A 20417-nucleotide genomic window follows, 5' to 3' on the forward strand; every position below is an offset into this window, starting at 1 on the left:
GTGTCATTATAATGATTGAAAATATAGTAAACAGGAAAACCCCCACGTACATCTCTCATCCATTTGAATAGAGAAGTATGTGGGGGTATACTTGTTCCTTATTATTTTATCATCTGCTTAATCAGTTCGCGATTTCTCTTCTTAAATACTTCATTATGAGAAGAAACCATTCCGTACTCACTTGCATCTGGTTGGATAAATTGCTTTGCTTTATTCACAGCATTTCCAGCATCTTGGAATGCACCTGCAATTAAGTGTAGTTTCCCTTCATGCTTTAAAATATCTCCAGCAGCATATAATCCATCTACTGAAGACTCACTATTTGCATTACCTGCAATATAATAATTATCTATAATTGCAACGTCTAACTCACTATTTTCTAATAATGTAATGTCGCGTTCATATCCATGATTAATAATAACTTCATCAATAGGTAAGTGAGAAACCTCACCTGTTTCATGATTTGTTAATTCTACATATTCGATCGCTTCATGATTATCACCAGCAATTAATTTTGTAATCGATGTATTAAAGAAACACTCCGCTGAGCTGTTCATAAGTTGTTTTACTTGTGCTTCATGACCAGATAATTCTTCTTTTCTATAGGTTACATACACTTTTTTCGCAATTGGTTCCAATTCATTTGCCCAATCAACAGCAGAATTGCCTCCACCGGAAATAATAACTGTTTTACCTTTGAAACGCTTTAAAGATTTAACTGTATAATTTAAATTCGATACTTCAAATCGCTCAGCACCTTCAATAGATAACTTTTGCGGTTTCAATATACCACTTCCTGTTGCGACGATAACTGTTTTTGAAAAGTGTTCTTCGCCAGTACTTGTTTTTAATGTAAAAGTACCATCTTGATTACGAATAATCGATTCTACTTTTGTATCTAATACAACTTCCGGCTTAAATGTTAACCCTTGCTGTACAAGTTGTTCAATTAACTTATCACCTGTAACTGGCAATAGTCCTCCTACATCCCAAATCATTTTTTCCGGATACACATGTATTTTTCCACCTAAATGTGGTTGAAATTCTATTATTTTTGTTTTCATTTCTCTGAGTCCACTATAAAAAGCTGAATAAAGCCCTGCAGGTCCTCCGCCTATCACGGTTACATCAAACAATTCTTCTCGATTCATTCGTGCTCACTCCTCAGCTATTAATCATTGATTATCATTCTCAATAAAATATAACCTGTTTCCGCAAAATTTACAATCAAAATTACTATTGACAATACACCTATATAAAATTATATTATTTAAAGAATCAATAGTGATAATCATTATCATTTTGTTAATAATTAGCAAATTTGAGATTACATCTTCTTTCATTAATATGGTTAATACTATATTATAAAATCTCATATTCAAGATTTTTAATAAATCATTTTGCTTTACCACTACTCTTTCAAAAAGATTACAGTTAAACAAATTATTGTATACACATATCATCTATGTTAAAGGAGAAAGACGATGAAAAAGTTATTTATTTCACTAACAGTTCTTTTCGTTCTTGTTATGAGTGCTTGTAGCAATGGCTCTACAGACAAAAAGAACGATGCAAAAGGTAATAAATCAGAAACAATTACATACCAATCTGAAAATGGTAAAGTAGAAGTTCCTGCAAATCCAAAACGCGTTGTTGTACTATCATCATTCGCTGGTAACGTAATGTCATTAGGTGTAAATCTTGTTGGGGTAGATTCATGGTCTAAACAAAACCCACGTTTTGATAGTAAACTTAAAGATGTTGCTGAAGTATCAGATGAAAATGTTGAAAAAATCGCTGAACTAAATCCAGATTTAATCATTGGTTTATCAAATGTTAAAAATGTCGATAAGTTAAAGAAAATTGCTCCTACTGTAACATACACTTACGGAAAAGTTGATTACTTAACACAGCATTTAGAAATTGGTAAGTTATTAAACAAAGAAAAAGAAGCAAAAACTTGGGTTGATGACTTCAAGAAACGTGCACAAGAAGCTGGTAAAGAAATTAAAGCAAAAATCGGTGAAGATGCAACAGTTTCTGTTGTAGAAAACTTCAACAAACAGCTTTATGTATACGGCGAAAACTGGGGCCGCGGAACAGAAATTCTGTACCAAGAAATGAAATTAAAAATGCCTGAAAAAGTAAAAGAAAAAGCATTAAAAGAAGGTTACTACGCATTATCTACTGAGGTATTACCTGAATTTGCTGGTGATTACTTAATCGTAAGTAAAAATAAAGATACTGATAACTCATTCCAAGAGACAGAATCATATAAAAACATCCCAGCAGTAAAAAATAATCGCGTATATGAAGCAAACATGATGGAATTCTATTTCAATGATCCACTTACATTAGATTTCCAACTAGACTTCTTCAAGAAGAACTTTCTTGGTAAATAATACAAACATGAGGAATTCTTAATTTAAGAATTCCTCTTCCTTTATTCTATGAACAGAAAAGATGTGAAACGAATGACAAAATATCATGATAATCCACGTTCTATAGCTTTTACATACAAACTAATTTTAAGCTTAATTGCATTCTTTCTTATTTTTATGGTTGCAATGGTATTAGGTGCTGCAGATACTTCGATAAAAGATGTATGGTTAGCACTCACTTCCTCCGCTAAAGGAGACAAAATATCTATTATTCGAGAAATACGTTTACCACGTGAAGTTGCTGCTATTTTTGTAGGAGCTGGATTAGCCGTTTCTGGAGCAATTATGCAAGGATTAACACGAAATCCACTTGCGGACCCTGGATTATTAGGGCTATCTGGTGGAGCAAATGCTGCGCTTGCACTAACACTTGCTTTCAATCCTTCCATTAGCTATCTTTACTTAACGTTAGCTTGCTTTATCGGTGCTGCAATTGGCGCAATTATGGTATTTGGAATTGGTATGGTGAAAAAAGGCGGTCTTTCTCCTCTTCGAATTGTATTAGCGGGCGCTGCAGTTTCAGCATTTCTACTCGCAATTTCAGAAGGAATTGGCATTTACTTTAAAATTTCACAAGATGTATCACTTTGGACTGCTGGGGGCGTAATTGGAACAACTTGGAGCCAATTAAAAATTATTATTCCAGTCATTTCAATTAGTATCTTTATCGCTATCTTACTAGCAAAAAAATTGACAGTTCTTAGTTTCAGTGAGGAAGTGGCTATTGGACTAGGTCAAAAAATTATTGTTATTAAAACTATTTTATTTATCATTATTATCTTACTTGCAGGTGCATCTGTAGCGCTTGTTGGAAATATGGCATTTATCGGTTTAATGGTACCTCACATGGTACGCCCAATTGTCGGTCCAGATTACCGATTTGTTATACCGATGTCAGCAATTGCTGGAGCTTCCTTTATGCTACTTGCAGATACAATCGGACGTACTATTAACGCTCCGTACGAAACACCAGTTGCGGCAATTGTCGCGATTGTAGGATTACCATTCTTCCTATTCATTGTACGTAAAGGAGGAAAAACATTCTCATGATGCAATCTATTTTAAGAAAACAGCGTCTCATTATACTCGCTTTACTTATAGTAATCATCACAACCATTGTAGTTGGAATGGGACTTGGTTCAGCATCTTTATCTTATGATCGACTACTCCCAACATTAATGGGGCAAGGGACTTTTAAAGAGGAGTTCGTTTTATACTCTTTAAGACTACCTAGAATTGTCATTACATTATTAGCTGGTATGGCTCTCGCTTTATCAGGGGCTATTCTGCAAGGAATTACCCGAAATGATTTAGCTGAACCTGGTATTCTTGGTATTAACTCTGGGGCTGGTGTTGCTGTTGCTATTTTCTTTTTATACTTTCCAATAGACGTAGGTTCATTTCTTTACTTACTACCTGTCGTTGGATTTATTGGGGCATTTCTGACAGCTGTTCTAATTTACGTATTTTCATATAGTAAATCAACTGGACTTCAACCAATACGATTAACATTAACTGGTATCGGTTTTGCATTTGCACTATCTGGAGCGATGATTGTCCTTATTTCATCCGCTGATCGTATGAAAGTGGACTTTATCTCAAAATGGATTGCCGGAAACATTTGGGGAGATGATTGGACATTTGTTTTAGCAATGCTTCCATGGCTAATTGTATTAATCCCATTTGTCTTCTATAAAGCAAATCGATTAAACATTCTAGCATTAAACGAACCGGTCGCAATCGGTGTTGGAATTGAAATTGAAAAAGAACGAAGATACTTATTAATCGCAGCCGTTGCACTTGCAGCCGCAGCTGTTTCCGTAACAGGAGGAATTAGCTTTATCGGATTAATGGCTCCTCATATCGCGAAATCTTTAGTAGGTCCAAGACATCAAATATTCATGCCTATCGCCGTTTTAATTGGCGGATGGTTATTACTACTAGCAGACACAATCGGGCGAAATATCGTTGATCCTAATGGCATTCCAGCAGGTATTGTCGTTGCTTTAATTGGGGCTCCTTACTTTATGTATTTGTTGCTTAAGAAAGCGTAAAAACATCCTCAATTTTGAGGATGTTTTTTCCTTTCGTTTCCTTCTCCTAACCCTTTATTCACCATTCATATTTCCTACCTCAATACAATTCCTGAACAAAATATTTTTGATTATAAAATCTATTAATGTTATATTATCATATATGACTTTTACGTTTTAGGGAGTATCGTATAATGAAAGCTATTTCTATTATTCTTATCTTAATTGGAATTTTTGGTATCTTAATGGGCGGAATGATGTTCGGAGATATCGGTATTGCTGCAATTATTGGTTCATTAGCAGCACTATTCTCAGGAATCGGTTTTTGGAAATTAGATTCGCAACTCAAAAATATATCTAAATAATTAAAATCCTAAAATGGCCATGGAAGAATATATATTCTTTCACGGCCATTTTAATACACATTGAATAACATTTCCGTTAGATTTCTACTGCTGCCCATACCCTTCAAACTTCTTCGCCAAATTCTCCATCTCATCTTCTGGCAAAAGCTTCGGTTCTCCGACGCTTTTCGTTTGATAATAAATTTGAGCACAAAACTCAATCTCTTCTGCAATAGTAAACGCCATTTTTATATTATTTGCCCCAGCAATTAAACCGTGATTCGCAAGTAACACTGCACGGCGGTCAATCATGCCTTCAAAAGCAGCATCTGCTAATTGCTTCGTACCAAATGTCTCATACGGCGCACAGCGTACATTCGGGCCTGCAAAAGCAATTAAATACGATACTGCAGGAAGTTCCCATCCTAATGATGCAATCGTCTTTGCATAAGGAGAATGTGTGTGTACAAGTGCATTTATATCTTCACGCTTTCTATAATAAATAAGGTGCATATCTAGTTCACTTGATGGCTTTCTTTCTCCTTCTACTACTTCACCATCTAAGTTTAATATAACTACATCTTCAGGCTTTGTTTCATAATAATCTAAACCACTTGGACTAATCGCAACAAGACCTTGTTCACGATTAAAGATACTAATATTACCGCCCGTCCCCTTTGTTAAACCACTAGAAATCATTTTCTTTCCATACGCTACAATTTCTTCTCTTTCTTTTTGTAATAACATATACATCCCCCTAAGTATGAAGCTTATGATGACTGACTTTTATATTTATCTACTTATTGAAATAGCTTTTTTAAATTCTCCGTAAACGGTGCCTTTACAATCCCTTTTTCTGTAATAATCGCTGTTACATTTTCATGTGGAGTAACATCAAATGCTGGATTATATACTTTACTTTCTTTCGGAGCTGAATATTGTCCAAAACGATTAATCACTTCAGAAGCATCTCTTTCTTCAATCGGAATTTCTTTTCCTGTCGATGTCTTTAAATCAATTGTCGGTGTTGGCGCTGCTACATAAAATGGAATATTGTAGTACTTAGCTAAAATAGATACGCCTAATGTGCCAATTTTATTTGCTACATCACCATTTGCTGCCACACGGTCGCATCCAACGATTACTGCATCAATCTTCCCTTGTGACATGACCATAGCTGCCATATTATCCGTAATAACAGTAACGTCAATACCCGCTCGCTGCAGTTCTAATGCTGTTAACGTTGAACCTTGTAATCTAGGACGCGTTTCATCCGAATAAATTTTTAAATTCCATCCTTTTTCTTTCGCTAAATACATTGGAGCCGTCGCAGTACCATACTTAGTCGTCGCTAAAGCACCTGCATTACAATGCGTTAATACTCCCATTTCATCATGGAATAATGTTAATGCATGCTCTCCAATTTGACGGTTAATTTCTTCATCTTCTCTATGAATTTCTTTTGCCTCTTCTAGTAATCTATTTTTCAGCTGCGAGATTGATAAGTGAGCATTATCTGTCGCTACACTTTCCATTCTTTCAAGCGCCCAAAATAAATTTACTGCAGTCGGTCTTGATGTCGCCAAGTATGTACATACCTTTCTTACTTCATCCATAAATCCTTCTTCCGTACTTTCAGCAAATTCCTTTATCCCTAAATACACTCCATAAGCAGCTGAAACACCAATCGCGGGTGCACCTCGCACTTTCATTACTTGTATTGCATCCCACACACTTTCAGCTGTTTTAAAAGATTCATAGACAATTTCATTTGGTAATAACGTTTGATCTAACAAAACTAAAGCATCATCTTTCCACTGAATTGGTATTAATTGCTCTTCCATCATATTCTCCCCTTACTTCGCGTAGTGCATTGACTGTTCTTTTAACGTTTCTACAAAACTTGTGCCCGTTCTATATTGATTCGCTCGTAAAATAAAACTCTTCGCTACTTGAAGACAAATTCGCTCCGCTCTAGCACGTGCTTCCTCATTCCCAATACAAGTAATATCTTTTACTTTCGCTAATCCAACAATACGGCGAATTAATTCCAGACCTGTCACTGCAGCTGTATCCTCTAATACAGATTGCAAATAGACTTCGCTAAAGCCTTCTTCCTTCGCCATAATCTCGGTCACATGAATATCCCAAGCACCTAAAAACTTCTGCTTAAATAAATCAATTACCTCTACCATCGTAGTTTGTAACCAATCCATATACGTATCTTTCTCAGCTCCAGGTGACATCGTTGCATCTGCATTCACCCAAGCAAACATTAAATTCGCCATTACATTCCCAACGTCATATCCCATAGGTCCATAAAAAGCAAACTCAGGATCAATAACCTTTGTAGAATCATCTCTTACAAAAACAGAACCAGTATGTAAATCACCATGAAGTAATGCCTGTGCATTCGTCATAAAAGAAAATTTACGTTTCGCTACTTCCATACGAAGCTCTTTATCACTATAAATATGTTCCCTAATCCATCCCTCATTTAACGGAAATAACTCATTACGCTTATTATGATTGGTAAATGGTTCTGAATATACGAGGTCCTCTGTAATCTCACATAATTCAGGATTTATATAATTCTTCACAAATTCCTTCTTCTCTTTATGATTCATTACAACATCCGATGTTAACAAAAGTGTATTTACCATAAAAGTAGTTAAATCATCCGCAAGCCTCGGAAATATTTGATGATTTATAAGTGCTGTACGTAATATTGTGTGATTCGATAAATCTTCCATTACGCAACAATTCATCACACTATCAAATAAATACACCTTAGGAACAAGTCCAGGTGCTAACTCATCCTCTAACTGCAAAAGATCTGATTCTATACGAATACGATTCGTCGACAACTTAAACTCATCTGAAATGCGAGCTGTATCCCCAGCTTGCTTTACGATGACAGACATGTTCTCTTTTTCATCCCAAACGCGGAACACATAATTTAAATTGCCATCACCTATTTCTTTACACTGTAACCCCTTTGCATTTTCAAACTTAGATAATTTCTCTTTCACATATGCAATCACATCTTTAGCTTCCATTAAAAAATACTTCGTGAACTTAGACATGGTTTCCCCTCCATACTAATTGTAAGCGTTTTCTAAAAGCTATAAAAAATAATAGGTTGAATTTTTTCATCCTATAAATATATATTCTTCTTTTTGAAAGGTATATCTAGGTTTTATTATATCTTGTTAGCACTTTGAGTCAATGTTTCTAACTATCATCGTAATATACTTCCTAATTATATATTTGGGATGACAAAAATTGTTCAAAAATTTTCCGATTCATTTTATTTTATTTATCACAAAATTCTTTGTAAAATAGAAGTAAGCAGTTCCTTTTCAAAACTACAACTTCTAAGAAATATTTCCTTCCCAAGAAATTAAACTTACACACTATCTCTAACATACACACTAAACTTTCAACTACTCATCTAAAATTTATAGACTTAAAATTACCTTTCCATTCCCTGTTAGTCTTAATTGAGAATAAATATTAATTAAATTGGTATAAAGTTGGTTTATTCTCTTGACAAAATAACCACTTCTATATGATAATTAATATCGAATTAGAATTATTATAGTTAATTAAAAAATATATTTTATGAGCACACTATTTTTTGATGCTCAAAACCAACATTTAGGAGGAATTTTAACATGTTATTAATCGGCACAGAAGTAAAACCGTTTAAAGCTAATGCTTACCATAATGGAGAATTTATCCAAGTTACTGACGAAAGTTTAAAAGGAAAATGGAGTGTAGTTTGTTTCTACCCAGCTGACTTCACATTCGTTTGCCCAACTGAACTTGAAGACTTACAAAACCAATACGCAACTCTAAAAGACTTAGGCGTTGAAGTATACTCTGTATCTACAGACACTCACTTCACTCACAAAGCATGGCATGATAGCTCAGAAACTATCGGCAAAATCGAGTACATCATGATTGGTGACCCAACTCGCACAATCACTACAAACTTCAACGTTTTAATGGAAGAAGAAGGTCTTGCTGCTCGTGGTACATTCATCATCGATCCAGACGGCGTTATCCAATCTATGGAAATCAATGCTGACGGTATCGGCCGTGACGCAAGCATTCTTGTTAACAAAATTAAAGCTGCTCAATACGTACGTAACAACCCAGGTGAAGTTTGCCCAGCTAAATGGCAAGAGGGTTCTGCAACACTTAAACCAAGCCTTGACCTTGTAGGCAAAATCTAAGGAGTTCGATCAAAATGATACTAGATGCAGATATAAAAACACAACTATCCCAATACCTTCAGTTAATGGAGAACGATATTTTACTTAAAGTAAGCGCAGGAGACGATAACGTATCTAAAGATATGTTAGCTCTAGTAGACGAATTAGCTACTATGTCATCTAAGATTACAGTAGAAAAAGTTGAATTAGAGAGAACACCAAGCTTTAGCGTAAACCGCCCTGGTGAAGACACTGGTGTCGTATTCGCTGGTATTCCATTAGGACACGAATTTACATCATTAGTGCTAGCTTTACTACAAGTAAGTGGACGCGCTCCAAAAATTGAACAAAAATTAATCGATCAAATTAAAAACATTCAAGGCGAATATCATTTTGAATCTTATATCAGCCTAAGTTGTCATAACTGTCCTGATGTTGTACAAGCTCTTAACGTAATGAGCGTTCTTAACTCTAGTATTACACATACTATGATTGATGGCGCTGCATTCAAAGAGGAAGTAGAAAGCAAAGACATCATGGCAGTACCAACTGTTTACCTAAACGGCGAATCTTTCGGAAGCGGTCGTATGACACTTGAAGAAATTTTAGCTAAAATGGGTAACGGTCCAGATGCATCAGAGCTTTCTGATAAAGATCCATACGATGTTCTTGTTGTTGGTGGCGGCCCTGCTGGTGCAAGTGCAGCAATTTACGCAGCACGTAAAGGCATCCGCACTGGTATCGTTGCTGAGCGCTTCGGTGGTCAAGTAATGGATACTATGGGCATTGAGAACTTCATCAGCGTAAAAAAGACTGAAGGTCCTAAGCTAGTAGCAAGCCTTGAAGAGCACGTAAAAGAATACGACATCGATGTAATGAATCTACAACGTGCGAAACGTTTAGAGAAAAAAGAACTTATTGAAGTGGAACTTGAAAACGGCGCTATTCTGAAAAGTAAGAGCGTAATCGTTTCTACAGGTGCTCGCTGGCGTAATGTTGGCGTACCAGGTGAAGCTGAGTTCAAAAATAAAGGTGTAGCATACTGCCCACACTGTGATGGTCCATTATTCACTGGAAAAGACGTAGCAGTTATCGGCGGAGGTAACTCTGGTATTGAAGCGGCTATCGACTTAGCAGGTATCGTTAAGCACGTAACTGTTCTTGAATTCATGCCAGAATTAAAAGCTGATGCTGTATTACAAGAGCGTCTTAACAGCTTACCAAACGTAACTGTTCTGAAAAACGTTCAAACGAAAGAAATCACTGGTACTGATAAAGTAAACGGTATTTCTTACATCGATCGTGAAACTGAAGAAGTTCATCACGTTGAATTACAAGGTGTATTCGTACAAATCGGTCTTGTGCCAAACACAGACTGGTTAGGCGAAACAGTTGAACGCGCTCGCGGTGAAATCGTAACAGACAAGCACGGCGCTACAAACGTACCAGGAGTGTTTGCTGCAGGTGACTGTACAAATAATCCGTACAAACAAATCATCATCTCTATGGGTTCAGGTGCAAACGCAGCTTTAGGTGCATTTGATTACTTAATCCGTAACTAATAAAAAAAACAGGTGCCTTGGCACCTGTTTTTTTTATTACCCTAATGTATAAACTAAAAACCTCTCATTCCCATTCTTCTCATAAGCACCTGACAATCTAACTTCTTTCTTCAGCTCAAACGCAGTCTGATTTTCTAAGAAAAAAATATAGTCCTCAGAAGGATAATATAAAATAATATCCACTTCTCTCCCCGTTTCTTCTACCGAAAGTAAAATGTTATTTACTACATTCATAAACACTTGTACAGAAAACGGATTAAAGAAATAAAATCTATTATCATGTGGATCAATCTCATATTCCTGCGCTAAACAACATTGGAATTGAATTTTCCCCTTACTGTTTCGTGCCTTTCGTGCATAACGATCTCGATTATCCATCGCTTCTTTATAAAACTCTTCATTCATTTCAATTCCAACTGCTGAAGCACCACATTTATGATGCATATAAAAGTTTAATCGCCCTTTTCCGCACCCAAAGTCTACAATTCGGTCGCTACTTCGTATTTCATATTGATTCAATAACTCATCTAACCCGCTATACGGTGTCGGTTCATAGCGATGATAATGCATAGACTTGTTAAACCCTTTTTGCTCACCGACTGTTTTTATATGTAAAACTGCATCGTAATATTGTTCGTTCATTCGTTTTCTCCTATTAAAAAATGGTACTTATTATTATACACCATGTACTGGAGGCTCATTTTTCATCAAATTAATAGGTACGTGAAATTATATTAACGATTTTCTTAATATATCTATCGTAACTTCAAATATATCAACGATTTTCTCAATATATCTATCATAACTCAAAATATATCGATTTGCCGACAATTCACGACAAAAAAACAGGAGCTCTCTAGCCCCTGTCTTCTAACACTTTCAATACAGTTTGTTTCAATATTTCTACCCCATCCATAATACAACTATGATCAAACTTCATATACGGATGGTGTAATCCAGGTTGTAGGTCTGCTCCTAGTCCAAGCATGACAGCTTTTAAATGTGGTCTTTTCACTGTATAGTAATGGAAATCATCGCTTCCTGTCGTATAGAGAGGCCCTGTGCATCTCTCTTCCCCATACACTTCGAGAATACCTTTACGCATAAAGCGCTCTGCTTCTTCGGAAACCTCTGCTCCTGGTGCAAGATCCATCCATTCGTATGAAGTTTTCGACCCCATCGATGCAGCTGATTCTATTACATGCTCAATCTTTTTCTTTAATTCTTCTAATAGTATATTACTCTCTGCTCTTACATCTAAACTGAAATGACCATTTCCCGGAATAATATTTAAATTATCACCACCAGCTTGGCATCTCGTCATTTTTACTGAATAAGAACTTTGCGGTGGCAGCCAAATATTTTTCAAACCGATATTAATCATGGAAATGACATCAATTGCATTCACACCTTGGTGTGGTCTTGCCCCGTGTGCATCCTCCCCATGAATCATACCCTCTAAAAATCCTGCTGCTCCATGGCGAATAGATGGGGCTGCTTGTTTCAAAGATAGTTCTTCAATTGGTCTTAGATGGACGCCAAATAAGAAATCGGCATCATCTACAGCACCTTTCTCCACCATCTTCAAAGCACCATTACCCTTCTCTTCTGCCGGCTGAAAAATAAATCTAACCGTACCACTTTTCCATCTCATATTTTTCAATTGTAAAATAAGTCCCATTACAATGGTCATATGAGCATCATGGCCACATGAATGGTTCGCTTTAAATTCTCCATTTACTTCTTGCCAAAGTGCATCCATATCAGCACGAATCGCAATAACTGGATTCCCGCCTCCAATCTCAGCAATTACACCTGGACAATCATCAAATGTTCTATATGAAATTCCTTCTTCTTTTAAAAAGTCAGTAATATACGCTGTCGTTTCATATTCTTTCCAACTTACTTCAGGGTTTTCGTGTAAATGCTGAAAAATCTCCGTTAAGCGCTCTTGTAGTTCTAATGTTTTCAACGTTCCAGTCTCCTTCCCACATTACAAACGATTCGGGTTAATTATACTTATGAAAAACAGATGTTTTTATGAACATATTGAATTTTAAGAAAAAAGTCAATTGTTTATTTTTAAATACTTAAAAAGCTTACTACTCACCTATATTACAAACTAAACAAACAACTAGAACATTCCTTATTTTCTGTTTTTTATGTTGACGCTTACATAAACTTTTAGTTATCATAACCTAATAAACGTCTATTTTACGACAATTCTAAAAATACAAACAAACATACGTAACAAGGAGGAACTTTATGAAAAAAGAAATACCTTTTGGAATAGCGATTATCCCTATTATCATTACCGTTGCAGTTATGATGGTTACAATTGTTGTATTAAAACAAACCCCTCACGTTCCACTTATTATCGGTACAACCGTTGCCTCTATTGTCGCTTGGCGTTACGGTTACAAATGGAATGATCTTGAAGAAGCAATGTATAAAGGGATTCGTCTTGCATTACCCGCTATCGTCATTATTATTCTTGTCGGTTTAACAATTGGTGCTTGGATTGGCGGTGGAATCGTCGCAACAATGATTTATTACGGTTTAAAACTTTTAACTCCATCACTATTTTTAGTTTCCATTACCGTCATTTGTTCTATCGTTGCATTAGCAATTGGTAGCTCTTGGTCTACAATGGGAACAATTGGTGTTGCTGGAATGGGAATTGGCCTAAGTATGGGAATCCCAGCTCCAATGGTTGCTGGTGCCATTATTTCAGGATCTTATTTTGGCGATAAAATGTCACCGCTTTCAGATACAACTAACTTAGCCGCAGGATTAACAAATACAGATTTATTCGCACACATTCGTCATATGTTATTTACTACAGTTCCAGGTTTAATTATTACTCTTATCGTCTACGCAGTCTTAGGAAGAAGCTTCGGCGCTAACAATATTGATGCGAAGAGCATCGATCAAACGTTACAAGTATTGCAACAAAATTTTGTTATCTCGCCTTTCCTACTCATTATACCCGTAGTCGTTATGGTATTGGTCGCTAAAAAAGTCCCTGCTATACCAGCGATTCTCGTCGGTATTATTTTAGGATTCTTATCACAAGTCTTTATTCAAGGTGGTTCTGTCTCAGCATCTGTCGGTGCACTCCAAGCTGGATTTGTTATAGACACTGGAAACAAGCTAGTAGACGAACTATTTAACCGCGGTGGCTTAGATTCGATGATGAATACAGTCTCTATGACAATTGTCGCTATGACTTTCGGAGGAGTATTAGAACATACAGGTATTCTTCGCTCAATTGTAAATCAAATTTTAAAGTTAGCGAAATCAGCAAAAGGGCTTATCGCTTCTACTATCGCATCTTGTTTTGCAACAAACCTTACTTGCTCTGAACAATATATTTCAATTGTTGTCCCTTCAAGAATGTACGCAAATGCATACACGGAAAAAGGACTACATTCAAAAAACTTATCCAGAGCATTAGAAGATGGTGGAACATTAACTTCTGTCTTCGTTCCTTGGAATACGTGCGGTGTATTTATTCTCGCAACACTTGGCGTAGGTGCATTTGAATATGCTCCTTATGCTATTTTGAATTTCATCGTACCTATTATCTCAATCATTTATGGTATAACAGGCTTCACAATTGTAAAACTATCAGACATTGAAAAAGCAGAACTACTAAAGAAACAAAAAGCTCAACTAGAAGCTTAAAAATAGCGGTAAATTCAGTTCATATAGTGCGCGAGGTCGCCCTTGTTGATAGGGCATTTCCTCGCCGCAAATATGAGCATACCCGTAATCAACTAATTTCTTTAACAACCTTTCTGTCGATCTTCGAGTCACTTGTAAGTACTCAGAAAGGTCAGCTGCTGTAAACTTCAATGACGGGTGCGATTGACTAAATTGAATGATTTTTGACAAGTTGGCCGGACTAAGCTTTGTTTCCTTCGCTATTTTCATTAGTTCCGGATTATCATTTTTCAAACTTTGTACTCTCTGTTCTTTCGGGAACGGACCAAACAAATCTTTATCACTTGTTAGTATATAAAAACAACGATCTATTGGATTGTTCTTTGCAAAACTTTGAGCAATTTTTGCATTTTGCTCCGCTTCTTTCACGGTTTTCCCATAACCAAATCCAATAGCTATCGTTCCTTCTACGCTCGCAAACAAGTTATCTATCGCATTTGTTTTAATAATTGATTCGATATCACCACGAGTTGTATACAAAATGCATGTCATTTCATCCACTTGTTTAAATGAACCACGTAGTTCTTTTGAAATGACATCTAGTTTTTCAAGCAAACTCGCTCGTAATTCTAAGGAAGAAATTATACAAGCACCAACAGTAGCTGAATAGCTTTTTGCTAACTCAGCTTTTATTTTTGCATCTTTTAGCCCATGTATAATGGATTGTGTTGGATCAATCATGCGCTCTGAAGGAACACCTATTTTTTGAAGCTCTTCGTAAACAGCGTGAATACTAGTTAAAGCTAAATGAGCTTCTCCAGATTGATATTTAGCTACATGAAAATCGATAACTCTATTTATCTCATCTTTACTCCACAGCATATTTTCATAATCCAACACTTGCGGACTTTCTTTTATACCAATATCATGGAACACATTTGTAATAAACGAGCGGTCTACTAAATCGATGGAAATGTTATGTGGTTGAATACTTTGATGATACATGATAGAAAGAATTGAAGATGCGACAGTTGTCTCGTCTTGCTGTAAGTATGTACTTGGAATTCGTAATTGTTCTCTTATTTCTTTTGCCATATAATAAGGTAAAGCACCTGAGAAAAAGATGACATCACAAGGCTTTAAACACTTTAATAGTTCAGAAGATTCCGCCGGATGAAGGTAAATATATGGATCAATTTCTATTCCCTCTAATTTTTGAGCAATAGGAAAAAGGTTGTCCATAAATTCCTTTGAACCGACAACTGCAATTTTTATCATCATTTTCTCTAACTCCTTATCATTAATTAACGACTATTTAACGTCAACTATATCAAATGTATAAAACTATTGTAAACAGGAAGGGGTTTCTATTCAATGAAAATTACAGCTATTCATCTTTACGCAATTCGTTTACCGCTTCGCAATCCGTTTGTTATTAGTTATGGCTCTTATTCTGATATGCCCTCTATTATCGTCAAAATGGAAACAGATGAAGGTATTATCGGCTACGGTGAAGGCGTTGCTGATGATCACGTCACAGGTGAATCATGGGAAAGTACTTTCCATACTTTAAAACATACGCTAGCCCCTGCTCTAATTGGGGAAAATCCAATGAATATCGAAAAAATACACGACATGATGGACAATACAATTTACGGTGTTCCAACAGCGAAAGCCGCAATTGATATTGCTTGTTTTGATATAATGGGCAAAAAACTAAATCAACCTGTATATCAATTAATTGGCGGGCGCTACCATGAAGAATTCCCTGTAACCCACGTTTTAAGTATTGCCGATTCAGAAAACATGGCTGAAGAAGCTGCTTCTATGATTCAAAAAGGTTACCGATCTTTCAAAATGAAAGTTGGTACAAATGTAAAAGAAGATGTAAAACGTATTGAAGCTGTACGTGAACGTGTAGGAAATGACATCGCTATTCGCGTTGATGTAAACCAAGGCTGGAAAAATAGCGCAAACACATTAACAGCACTGCGTTCATTAGGACATTTAAACATTGACTGGATTGAACAACCTGTTATCGCGGACGATATTGATGCCATGGCTCATATTCGTTCTAAAACAGACCTCCCGCTTATGATTGATGAAGGATTAAAAAGTTCTCGTGAAATGCGCCAAATTATTAAATTAGAAGCTGCTGATAAAGTGAATATAAAACTAATGAAATGCGGCGGCATATATCCAGCTGTAAAGCTCGCTCATCAAGCAGAAATGGCAGGCATTGAATGCCAAGTAGGATCAATGGTCGAATCATCTGTTGCCTCTTCAGCAGGATTCCATGTCGCTTTCTCAAAAAAAATCATTACGAGCGTAGAGCTAACAGGACCATTAAAATTCACGAAAGACATCGGAAACTTACATTACGATGTACCATTCATTCGCTTAAACGAAAAGCCAGGACTCGGCATTGAAATAAACGAAGATACATTACAAGAACTAACCGTCTTTCAAGACGTTGTACGCTAAAGGAGGACTATCATATGACGGTTCTATACGAAGGAACATTAAAACAAAATAACGAATCATTTCACGTTACATTACTATCACTAGAGCACATCGAACAAATTTTATCACTACAAAACATTGTAGTTGAAGCACTAGAAGATAAAAGTCGTTTACAACCACTCTCACAAGCAGAATTTCAATACATTCTAGAAGGAAACGGCATGATGATCGGTGCTTTTATCGAAAACGAACTCATCGCATTTCGCGCTCTACTCGTCCCGCCTATCGATGATGAACATTTAGGGCTTGATATTGGTTTGCCAGAAAATGAACTACACCGCGTCATCTATCAAGAAATCTCAAACGTTCATCCGAACTGTCGAGGAAATGGGATGCAAAAAATATTAGCAAACGTCATCATGGACGAATTACAAAAAGAAGATAGCAAATATGATTATGTATGCTGCACCGTTGCTCCTTTTAACATCCCGAGTTTGAAGGATAAATTTGCGCAAGGGATGGAGATTGCTGCGCTAAAGGAGAAGTATGGTGGTAGTCTGCGATATGTTTTTGTGAAGAAATTGCGCGGAGATAAAGAAAGCGATTGGACGGATGTTCAAAGTATTCTAATGAGTGATGCTAGTGGACAGCAGGCTTTGCTTTCGGAGGGGTATCGTGGGTATGAGATGGAGAAAGTGGATGGAGATTTTGTTGTGAAGTTTGTACGATAATCTATATACTCGAAAAAAGGAGATGTCTGCTGTGACATCTCCTTTTTTCGATTTGTTGAACAATCCTGTAGTAAATGAAATTATATCAACGATTTTTCGAATATATCTATCATAACTTACAATATATCAACGATTTTTAAAATATATCTATCAAAACTCACAATATATCAACGATTCGACAAGAAATATCGATTTACAGACAAAAATCGATATCCCTTCCTAAACCGTCATCTTCCAACTAGATAAGGCTAACCAATTCTCCATTTCTTTATAATCAGGCATTATCTTCCCGACAAGACGCCAAAAAGAGCGATCATGATTTAAATGAACCATATGACACATTTCATGAACGACTACATAGTCAATTACTCGCTGTGGTGCCATTGCTAGCTTCCAATTGAATGTTAGTTGTAAATTCGAATCGCAAGTACCCCAAGTACGACTACTATCTGTAATACGAATAGAACGTGGCTTTGTCTTAAAGTTACTTTGATGCACTTTAATGCTCTTCTCTACTAAAGTTTTACACTGCTTATAATAAAATCGTTTTAAAGCTTGTTGTATTTTCTCATCCTTAAGCTCTTTCACATAAATATGTAACTTATCCCCTTCAAAAATCGCATTGTCTTGCTCAATGCTTACATCTTGGGAAATCTGTATCGGATACGTACTCCCTAAATACAAAAAGCCTTCTCCTTGATCGTAATCCTTTTCCTGTGGTCCACGCGCTCGCTCAGCCATTTCCTTACGGGTTGTCTGAATCCAATCCCACTTTTCCTCTAGCAACTGGACTAAGTATTCAACAGGTGTCCCTTTCGGAGCCTGCACTTCCACATTTCCATACGAATCCACAAAAAGACGCACGGACTTTTTCTTCTTATAAGTTATATGAAAATTAATTGTCTCGCCTAAATATGTATGTACCATTTCATCACCTAGCATAGTATTTTTACAAATAAAAAAGAGTAGGATACGAACGTCCTACTCTACCTATTATATCATTTACTGCTTTAACGAACTCATTATCCTCTATACTTTACACCTAATCCCTTAATGAAATTCCTTGCGTATCTATCGCCGCACTCTTTGTAATTTTTATGACCTTTTTTTCTTAATAGAGCGCCTAACTCTCCTTTTGTTACCGTAACGCCCACGCTATCTAATATATCAAGTACGTCCTCACTCGTTAAAGATAGTGCGATTTTCATTTTCTTTAGAAGAAGGTTATTGGCACTCTCCTTGCTCTGTACAGGTGCAGGCTGCCCTGGTTTCGGATCTTGCTTTCCTCTTTTTAAAGTAATAAATCCATTTAAAAATGCCTCTAACATCATCATATCGCATGTTTTTACGTACTCATCTTCAGCTACCTCATCATTTTCAGCTTCATGCTGAGGAGCCCTCTTTATTTTTGTAAGCATATCAACTACGTCTTCTTTCGTTACTTCCATCCCGCCTAGTTTAAAGATTTCTACCATATCTATATCTTTTATATCTAAAGCGTATCTTACTCTTTTTAATATATCGTTGTTGCTCATTGCCATTGGGTTTCCCTCCTGAAATGTTGATTATTTATTCAGCAGTTAAAGTTTATCCTATAACGTGCTTTAAATTATCATGTTTAATCTAACCTTTTAGTTATTATCCGCTAAATTAATACTTTAACATTTTAAAGATATGTTTTATAGTCTTACCCGAACTTTTCTCTATCATTGTATCTACAGAGCTCTTACGTGTTTTTTATATGCCTTTAAAAAGATTTCTCTCTTAACATTAACTAAAAGAAAAGAACAGTGCTTTGATTTCTCAAATACACTGTTCTTTTCCAGCTCTACGCTTATTTTCAACTCACTCATGTCATACACTACATATGAAATGATTTAACTGCTTAAAAGTTAAACCGTCTCACTATCCTGAGCCACACCAACACTATCCTCAAACTTATCCAACAAAGCACGCACCTCATCCGTTGACTTCGTGCTCATCAATTGATTTCTCAATTCAGCAGCTCCAGGGAAGCCTTTTACATAAATTTTGAAGAAGCGGTGAAGCCCTGTGATTGAGCGTGGCAGTACTTCTGCATATTGATCTTGTAAATCCAGCTGTAGTCTTAAAAGATCTAGATGTTCTTTACTGCTATGCTCTCTTGGCTCTTTTTCAAAAGCAAATGGATTTTTGAAGATGCCTCGTCCGATCATTACGCCATCAATGCCGTATTTTTCAGCAAGTTCCAGCCCCATTTTACGATCAAGGATGTCTCCATTGATTGTTATTAACGTATTTGGTGCGATACGGTCACGTAATTTTTTAATTTCCGGAATTAGTTCCCAATGCGCATCTACTTGGCTCATTTCTTCTCTTGTGCGTAAATGAATAGAAAGGTTTGCAATATCTTGTTTGAAAATGTGCGTTAACCAATCTTCCCACTCGCTTAACTCTTTAAAGCCAAGTCTTGTTTTTACGCTGACAGGTAGTCCACCCGCTTTTGCTGCTTGGATAAGTTCTGCTGCAACGTCTGGACGTAGAATAAGGCCACTGCCTTTTCCTCTTGATGCTACATTCGGTACTGGGCAACCCATATTAATATCGATGCCTTTAAATCCTAGTTCTGCCATACCGATACTCATTTGACGGAAGTATTCAGGATTATCTCCCCAAATATGTGCTACCATCGGTTGTTCATCTTCTGTAAAAATCAAACGGCCACGTACACTTTTCATACCTTCTGGATGGCAATAGCTATCCGAGTTTGTAAACTCTGTGAAGAATACGTCCGGACGACCTGCTTCACTTACTACGTGACGGAAAACAACGTCTGTCACATCTTCCATTGGTGCAAGTACGAAAAATGGTCGTGGTAATTCACGCCAAAAATTATCTATCATTTCAAATTCAAATCCTCTCACTATGAATACAATTTCAAAATCTCAATTTATAATTTGTGAAAATCAGCAATATTT

Annotated in this window: 19 protein-coding genes; 9 read left to right on the forward strand and 10 right to left on the reverse strand. The window is 36.4% G+C overall.

Features of this window, described 5'->3' with window-relative positions:
- Window positions 1-101: 101 nt before the first annotated feature.
- The gene (locus MRP26_RS23835; protein WP_001078267.1) at window positions 102-1151 is read right to left on the reverse strand and encodes an NAD(P)/FAD-dependent oxidoreductase; all 1050 of its coding nucleotides are present in this window, start codon (window positions 1149-1151) and stop codon (window positions 102-104) included.
- 333 nt (window positions 1152-1484) lie between these two features.
- Here MRP26_RS23835 and MRP26_RS23840 point away from each other — a divergent pair, with 333 nt between their 5' ends.
- The 4 genes from MRP26_RS23840 (at window position 1485) to MRP26_RS23855 (ending at window position 4839) form a co-directional block, all read left to right on the forward strand.
- Window positions 1485-2402 (forward strand): iron-hydroxamate ABC transporter substrate-binding protein, encoded by a 918-nt coding sequence (locus tag MRP26_RS23840; RefSeq protein WP_053565373.1) that lies wholly within the window; start codon window positions 1485-1487, stop codon window positions 2400-2402.
- A gap of 48 nt (window positions 2403-2450) precedes the next feature.
- The gene (locus MRP26_RS23845; RefSeq protein ID WP_048558589.1) at window positions 2451-3491 is read left to right on the forward strand and encodes a FecCD family ABC transporter permease; all 1041 of its coding nucleotides are present in this window, start codon (window positions 2451-2453) and stop codon (window positions 3489-3491) included.
- A complete protein-coding gene (locus tag MRP26_RS23850) occupies window positions 3488-4495 on the forward strand; it encodes a FecCD family ABC transporter permease (protein WP_016083701.1) in 1008 nt (335 codons plus the stop codon). The genes MRP26_RS23845 and MRP26_RS23850 overlap by 4 nt, the downstream gene beginning before the upstream one ends.
- A gap of 173 nt (window positions 4496-4668) precedes the next feature.
- Complete coding sequence (locus MRP26_RS23855; RefSeq protein WP_000644466.1) at window positions 4669-4839, forward strand: hypothetical protein; 171 nt, start codon at window positions 4669-4671, stop codon at window positions 4837-4839.
- Between the two features lie 84 nt (window positions 4840-4923).
- On the opposite strand, the gene MRP26_RS23860 is transcribed toward MRP26_RS23855, so the two are convergent.
- Genes MRP26_RS23860 through mtnK form a run of 3 tightly spaced genes read right to left on the reverse strand, consistent with a single transcriptional unit; the run spans window position 4924 to window position 7904 of the window.
- The gene (locus MRP26_RS23860) at window positions 4924-5565 is read right to left on the reverse strand and encodes an L-fuculose-phosphate aldolase (protein WP_000926548.1); all 642 of its coding nucleotides are present in this window, start codon (window positions 5563-5565) and stop codon (window positions 4924-4926) included.
- Window positions 5566-5618: 53 nt separating this feature from the next.
- Window positions 5619-6665: an S-methyl-5-thioribose-1-phosphate isomerase gene (gene mtnA, locus MRP26_RS23865; protein WP_061666185.1), complete on the reverse strand. Its 1047-nt coding sequence runs from the start codon at window positions 6663-6665 to the stop codon at window positions 5619-5621.
- A 9-nt stretch (window positions 6666-6674) separates the two neighbouring features.
- Window positions 6675-7904 (reverse strand): S-methyl-5-thioribose kinase, encoded by a 1230-nt coding sequence (mtnK, locus tag MRP26_RS23870; protein ID WP_053565378.1) that lies wholly within the window; start codon window positions 7902-7904, stop codon window positions 6675-6677.
- A 591-nt stretch (window positions 7905-8495) separates the two neighbouring features.
- Between mtnK and ahpC the strand changes: the two genes are divergently transcribed.
- Both ahpC and ahpF read left to right on the forward strand, forming a co-directional pair.
- Window positions 8496-9059 carry an alkyl hydroperoxide reductase subunit C gene (gene ahpC / locus MRP26_RS23875; RefSeq protein ID WP_000924420.1) on the forward strand — a complete coding sequence of 188 codons (564 nt, stop codon included), beginning with the start codon at window positions 8496-8498 and terminating at the stop codon, window positions 9057-9059.
- Between the two features lie 14 nt (window positions 9060-9073).
- The gene (ahpF, locus tag MRP26_RS23880; protein WP_000599499.1) at window positions 9074-10600 is read left to right on the forward strand and encodes an alkyl hydroperoxide reductase subunit F; all 1527 of its coding nucleotides are present in this window, start codon (window positions 9074-9076) and stop codon (window positions 10598-10600) included.
- A gap of 36 nt (window positions 10601-10636) precedes the next feature.
- Here the strand turns inward: ahpF and MRP26_RS23885 are convergent, their stop codons facing one another.
- Together MRP26_RS23885 and MRP26_RS23890 are read right to left on the reverse strand one after the other, a co-directional pair.
- The gene (locus tag MRP26_RS23885) at window positions 10637-11242 is read right to left on the reverse strand and encodes an SAM-dependent methyltransferase (RefSeq protein WP_001005627.1); all 606 of its coding nucleotides are present in this window, start codon (window positions 11240-11242) and stop codon (window positions 10637-10639) included.
- Between the two features lie 214 nt (window positions 11243-11456).
- A complete protein-coding gene (locus MRP26_RS23890) occupies window positions 11457-12572 on the reverse strand; it encodes a M20 peptidase aminoacylase family protein (protein ID WP_000853515.1) in 1116 nt (371 codons plus the stop codon).
- A 293-nt stretch (window positions 12573-12865) separates the two neighbouring features.
- On the opposite strand from MRP26_RS23890, the gene nhaC reads away from it, so the two are divergent.
- On the forward strand, window positions 12866-14287 hold the full coding sequence (nhaC, locus tag MRP26_RS23895) for a Na+/H+ antiporter NhaC (protein WP_000711525.1): 1422 nt from the start codon (window positions 12866-12868) through the stop codon (window positions 14285-14287).
- Here the strand turns inward: nhaC and MRP26_RS23900 are convergent.
- Window positions 14276-15547, reverse strand: a complete 1272-nt coding sequence (locus tag MRP26_RS23900; RefSeq protein ID WP_197241150.1) for a transcriptional regulator — start codon at window positions 15545-15547, stop codon at window positions 14276-14278. The two genes, nhaC and MRP26_RS23900, sit on opposite strands and share 12 nt — an antisense overlap.
- Before the next feature lie 93 nt (window positions 15548-15640).
- Here MRP26_RS23900 and MRP26_RS23905 point away from each other — a divergent pair, with 93 nt between their 5' ends.
- On the forward strand, window positions 15641-16750 hold the full coding sequence (locus MRP26_RS23905) for a mandelate racemase/muconate lactonizing enzyme family protein (RefSeq protein ID WP_197241151.1): 1110 nt from the start codon (window positions 15641-15643) through the stop codon (window positions 16748-16750).
- A gap of 14 nt (window positions 16751-16764) precedes the next feature.
- Window positions 16765-17460: an N-acetyltransferase gene (locus tag MRP26_RS23910; RefSeq protein WP_098678441.1), complete on the forward strand. Its 696-nt coding sequence runs from the start codon at window positions 16765-16767 to the stop codon at window positions 17458-17460.
- Between the two features lie 219 nt (window positions 17461-17679).
- Here MRP26_RS23910 and MRP26_RS23915 read toward each other — a convergent pair whose 3' ends face one another.
- From MRP26_RS23915 to MRP26_RS23925, 3 genes are all read right to left on the reverse strand, one after another.
- Window positions 17680-18387, reverse strand: a complete 708-nt coding sequence (locus MRP26_RS23915; RefSeq protein ID WP_053565384.1) for a M48 family metallopeptidase — start codon at window positions 18385-18387, stop codon at window positions 17680-17682.
- A gap of 95 nt (window positions 18388-18482) precedes the next feature.
- Window positions 18483-19001, reverse strand: coding sequence for a YehS family protein (locus tag MRP26_RS23920; protein WP_001251702.1), 519 nt, complete (start codon window positions 18999-19001; stop codon window positions 18483-18485).
- A 351-nt stretch (window positions 19002-19352) separates the two neighbouring features.
- Window positions 19353-20342: a tRNA dihydrouridine synthase gene (locus tag MRP26_RS23925; RefSeq protein ID WP_000566708.1), complete on the reverse strand. Its 990-nt coding sequence runs from the start codon at window positions 20340-20342 to the stop codon at window positions 19353-19355.
- Between the last annotated feature and the right edge of the window lie 75 nt (window positions 20343-20417).

The sequence above is a fragment of the Bacillus sp. CCB-MMP212 genome, assembly GCF_022748145.1.
Classification (GTDB): Bacteria; Bacillota; Bacilli; order Bacillales; family Bacillaceae_G; genus Bacillus_A; species Bacillus_A cereus.

Coding starts and splice junctions, on each gene's coding strand:
- MRP26_RS23905 (WP_197241151.1), top strand. CDS start 15,641: ATGAAAATTACAGCTATTCATCTTTACGCAATTCGTTTACCGCTTCGC.
- MRP26_RS23900 (WP_197241150.1), bottom strand. CDS start 15,547: ATGATGATAAAAATTGCAGTTGTCGGTTCAAAGGAATTTATGGACAAC.
- MRP26_RS23925 (WP_000566708.1), bottom strand. CDS start 20,342: ATGATAGATAATTTTTGGCGTGAATTACCACGACCATTTTTCGTACTT.
- MRP26_RS23850 (WP_016083701.1), top strand. CDS start 3,488: ATGATGCAATCTATTTTAAGAAAACAGCGTCTCATTATACTCGCTTTA.
- MRP26_RS23835 (WP_001078267.1), bottom strand. CDS start 1,151: ATGAATCGAGAAGAATTGTTTGATGTAACCGTGATAGGCGGAGGACCT.
- ahpF (WP_000599499.1), top strand. CDS start 9,074: ATGATACTAGATGCAGATATAAAAACACAACTATCCCAATACCTTCAG.
- MRP26_RS23840 (WP_053565373.1), top strand. CDS start 1,485: ATGAAAAAGTTATTTATTTCACTAACAGTTCTTTTCGTTCTTGTTATG.
- nhaC (WP_000711525.1), top strand. CDS start 12,866: ATGAAAAAAGAAATACCTTTTGGAATAGCGATTATCCCTATTATCATT.
- MRP26_RS23845 (WP_048558589.1), top strand. CDS start 2,451: ATGAACAGAAAAGATGTGAAACGAATGACAAAATATCATGATAATCCA.
- mtnK (WP_053565378.1), bottom strand. CDS start 7,904: ATGTCTAAGTTCACGAAGTATTTTTTAATGGAAGCTAAAGATGTGATT.
- MRP26_RS23860 (WP_000926548.1), bottom strand. CDS start 5,565: ATGTTATTACAAAAAGAAAGAGAAGAAATTGTAGCGTATGGAAAGAAA.
- mtnA (WP_061666185.1), bottom strand. CDS start 6,665: ATGATGGAAGAGCAATTAATACCAATTCAGTGGAAAGATGATGCTTTA.
- MRP26_RS23920 (WP_001251702.1), bottom strand. CDS start 19,001: ATGGCAATGAGCAACAACGATATATTAAAAAGAGTAAGATACGCTTTA.
- MRP26_RS23885 (WP_001005627.1), bottom strand. CDS start 11,242: ATGAACGAACAATATTACGATGCAGTTTTACATATAAAAACAGTCGGT.
- ahpC (WP_000924420.1), top strand. CDS start 8,496: ATGTTATTAATCGGCACAGAAGTAAAACCGTTTAAAGCTAATGCTTAC.
- MRP26_RS23855 (WP_000644466.1), top strand. CDS start 4,669: ATGAAAGCTATTTCTATTATTCTTATCTTAATTGGAATTTTTGGTATC.
- MRP26_RS23910 (WP_098678441.1), top strand. CDS start 16,765: ATGACGGTTCTATACGAAGGAACATTAAAACAAAATAACGAATCATTT.
- MRP26_RS23915 (WP_053565384.1), bottom strand. CDS start 18,387: ATGGTACATACATATTTAGGCGAGACAATTAATTTTCATATAACTTAT.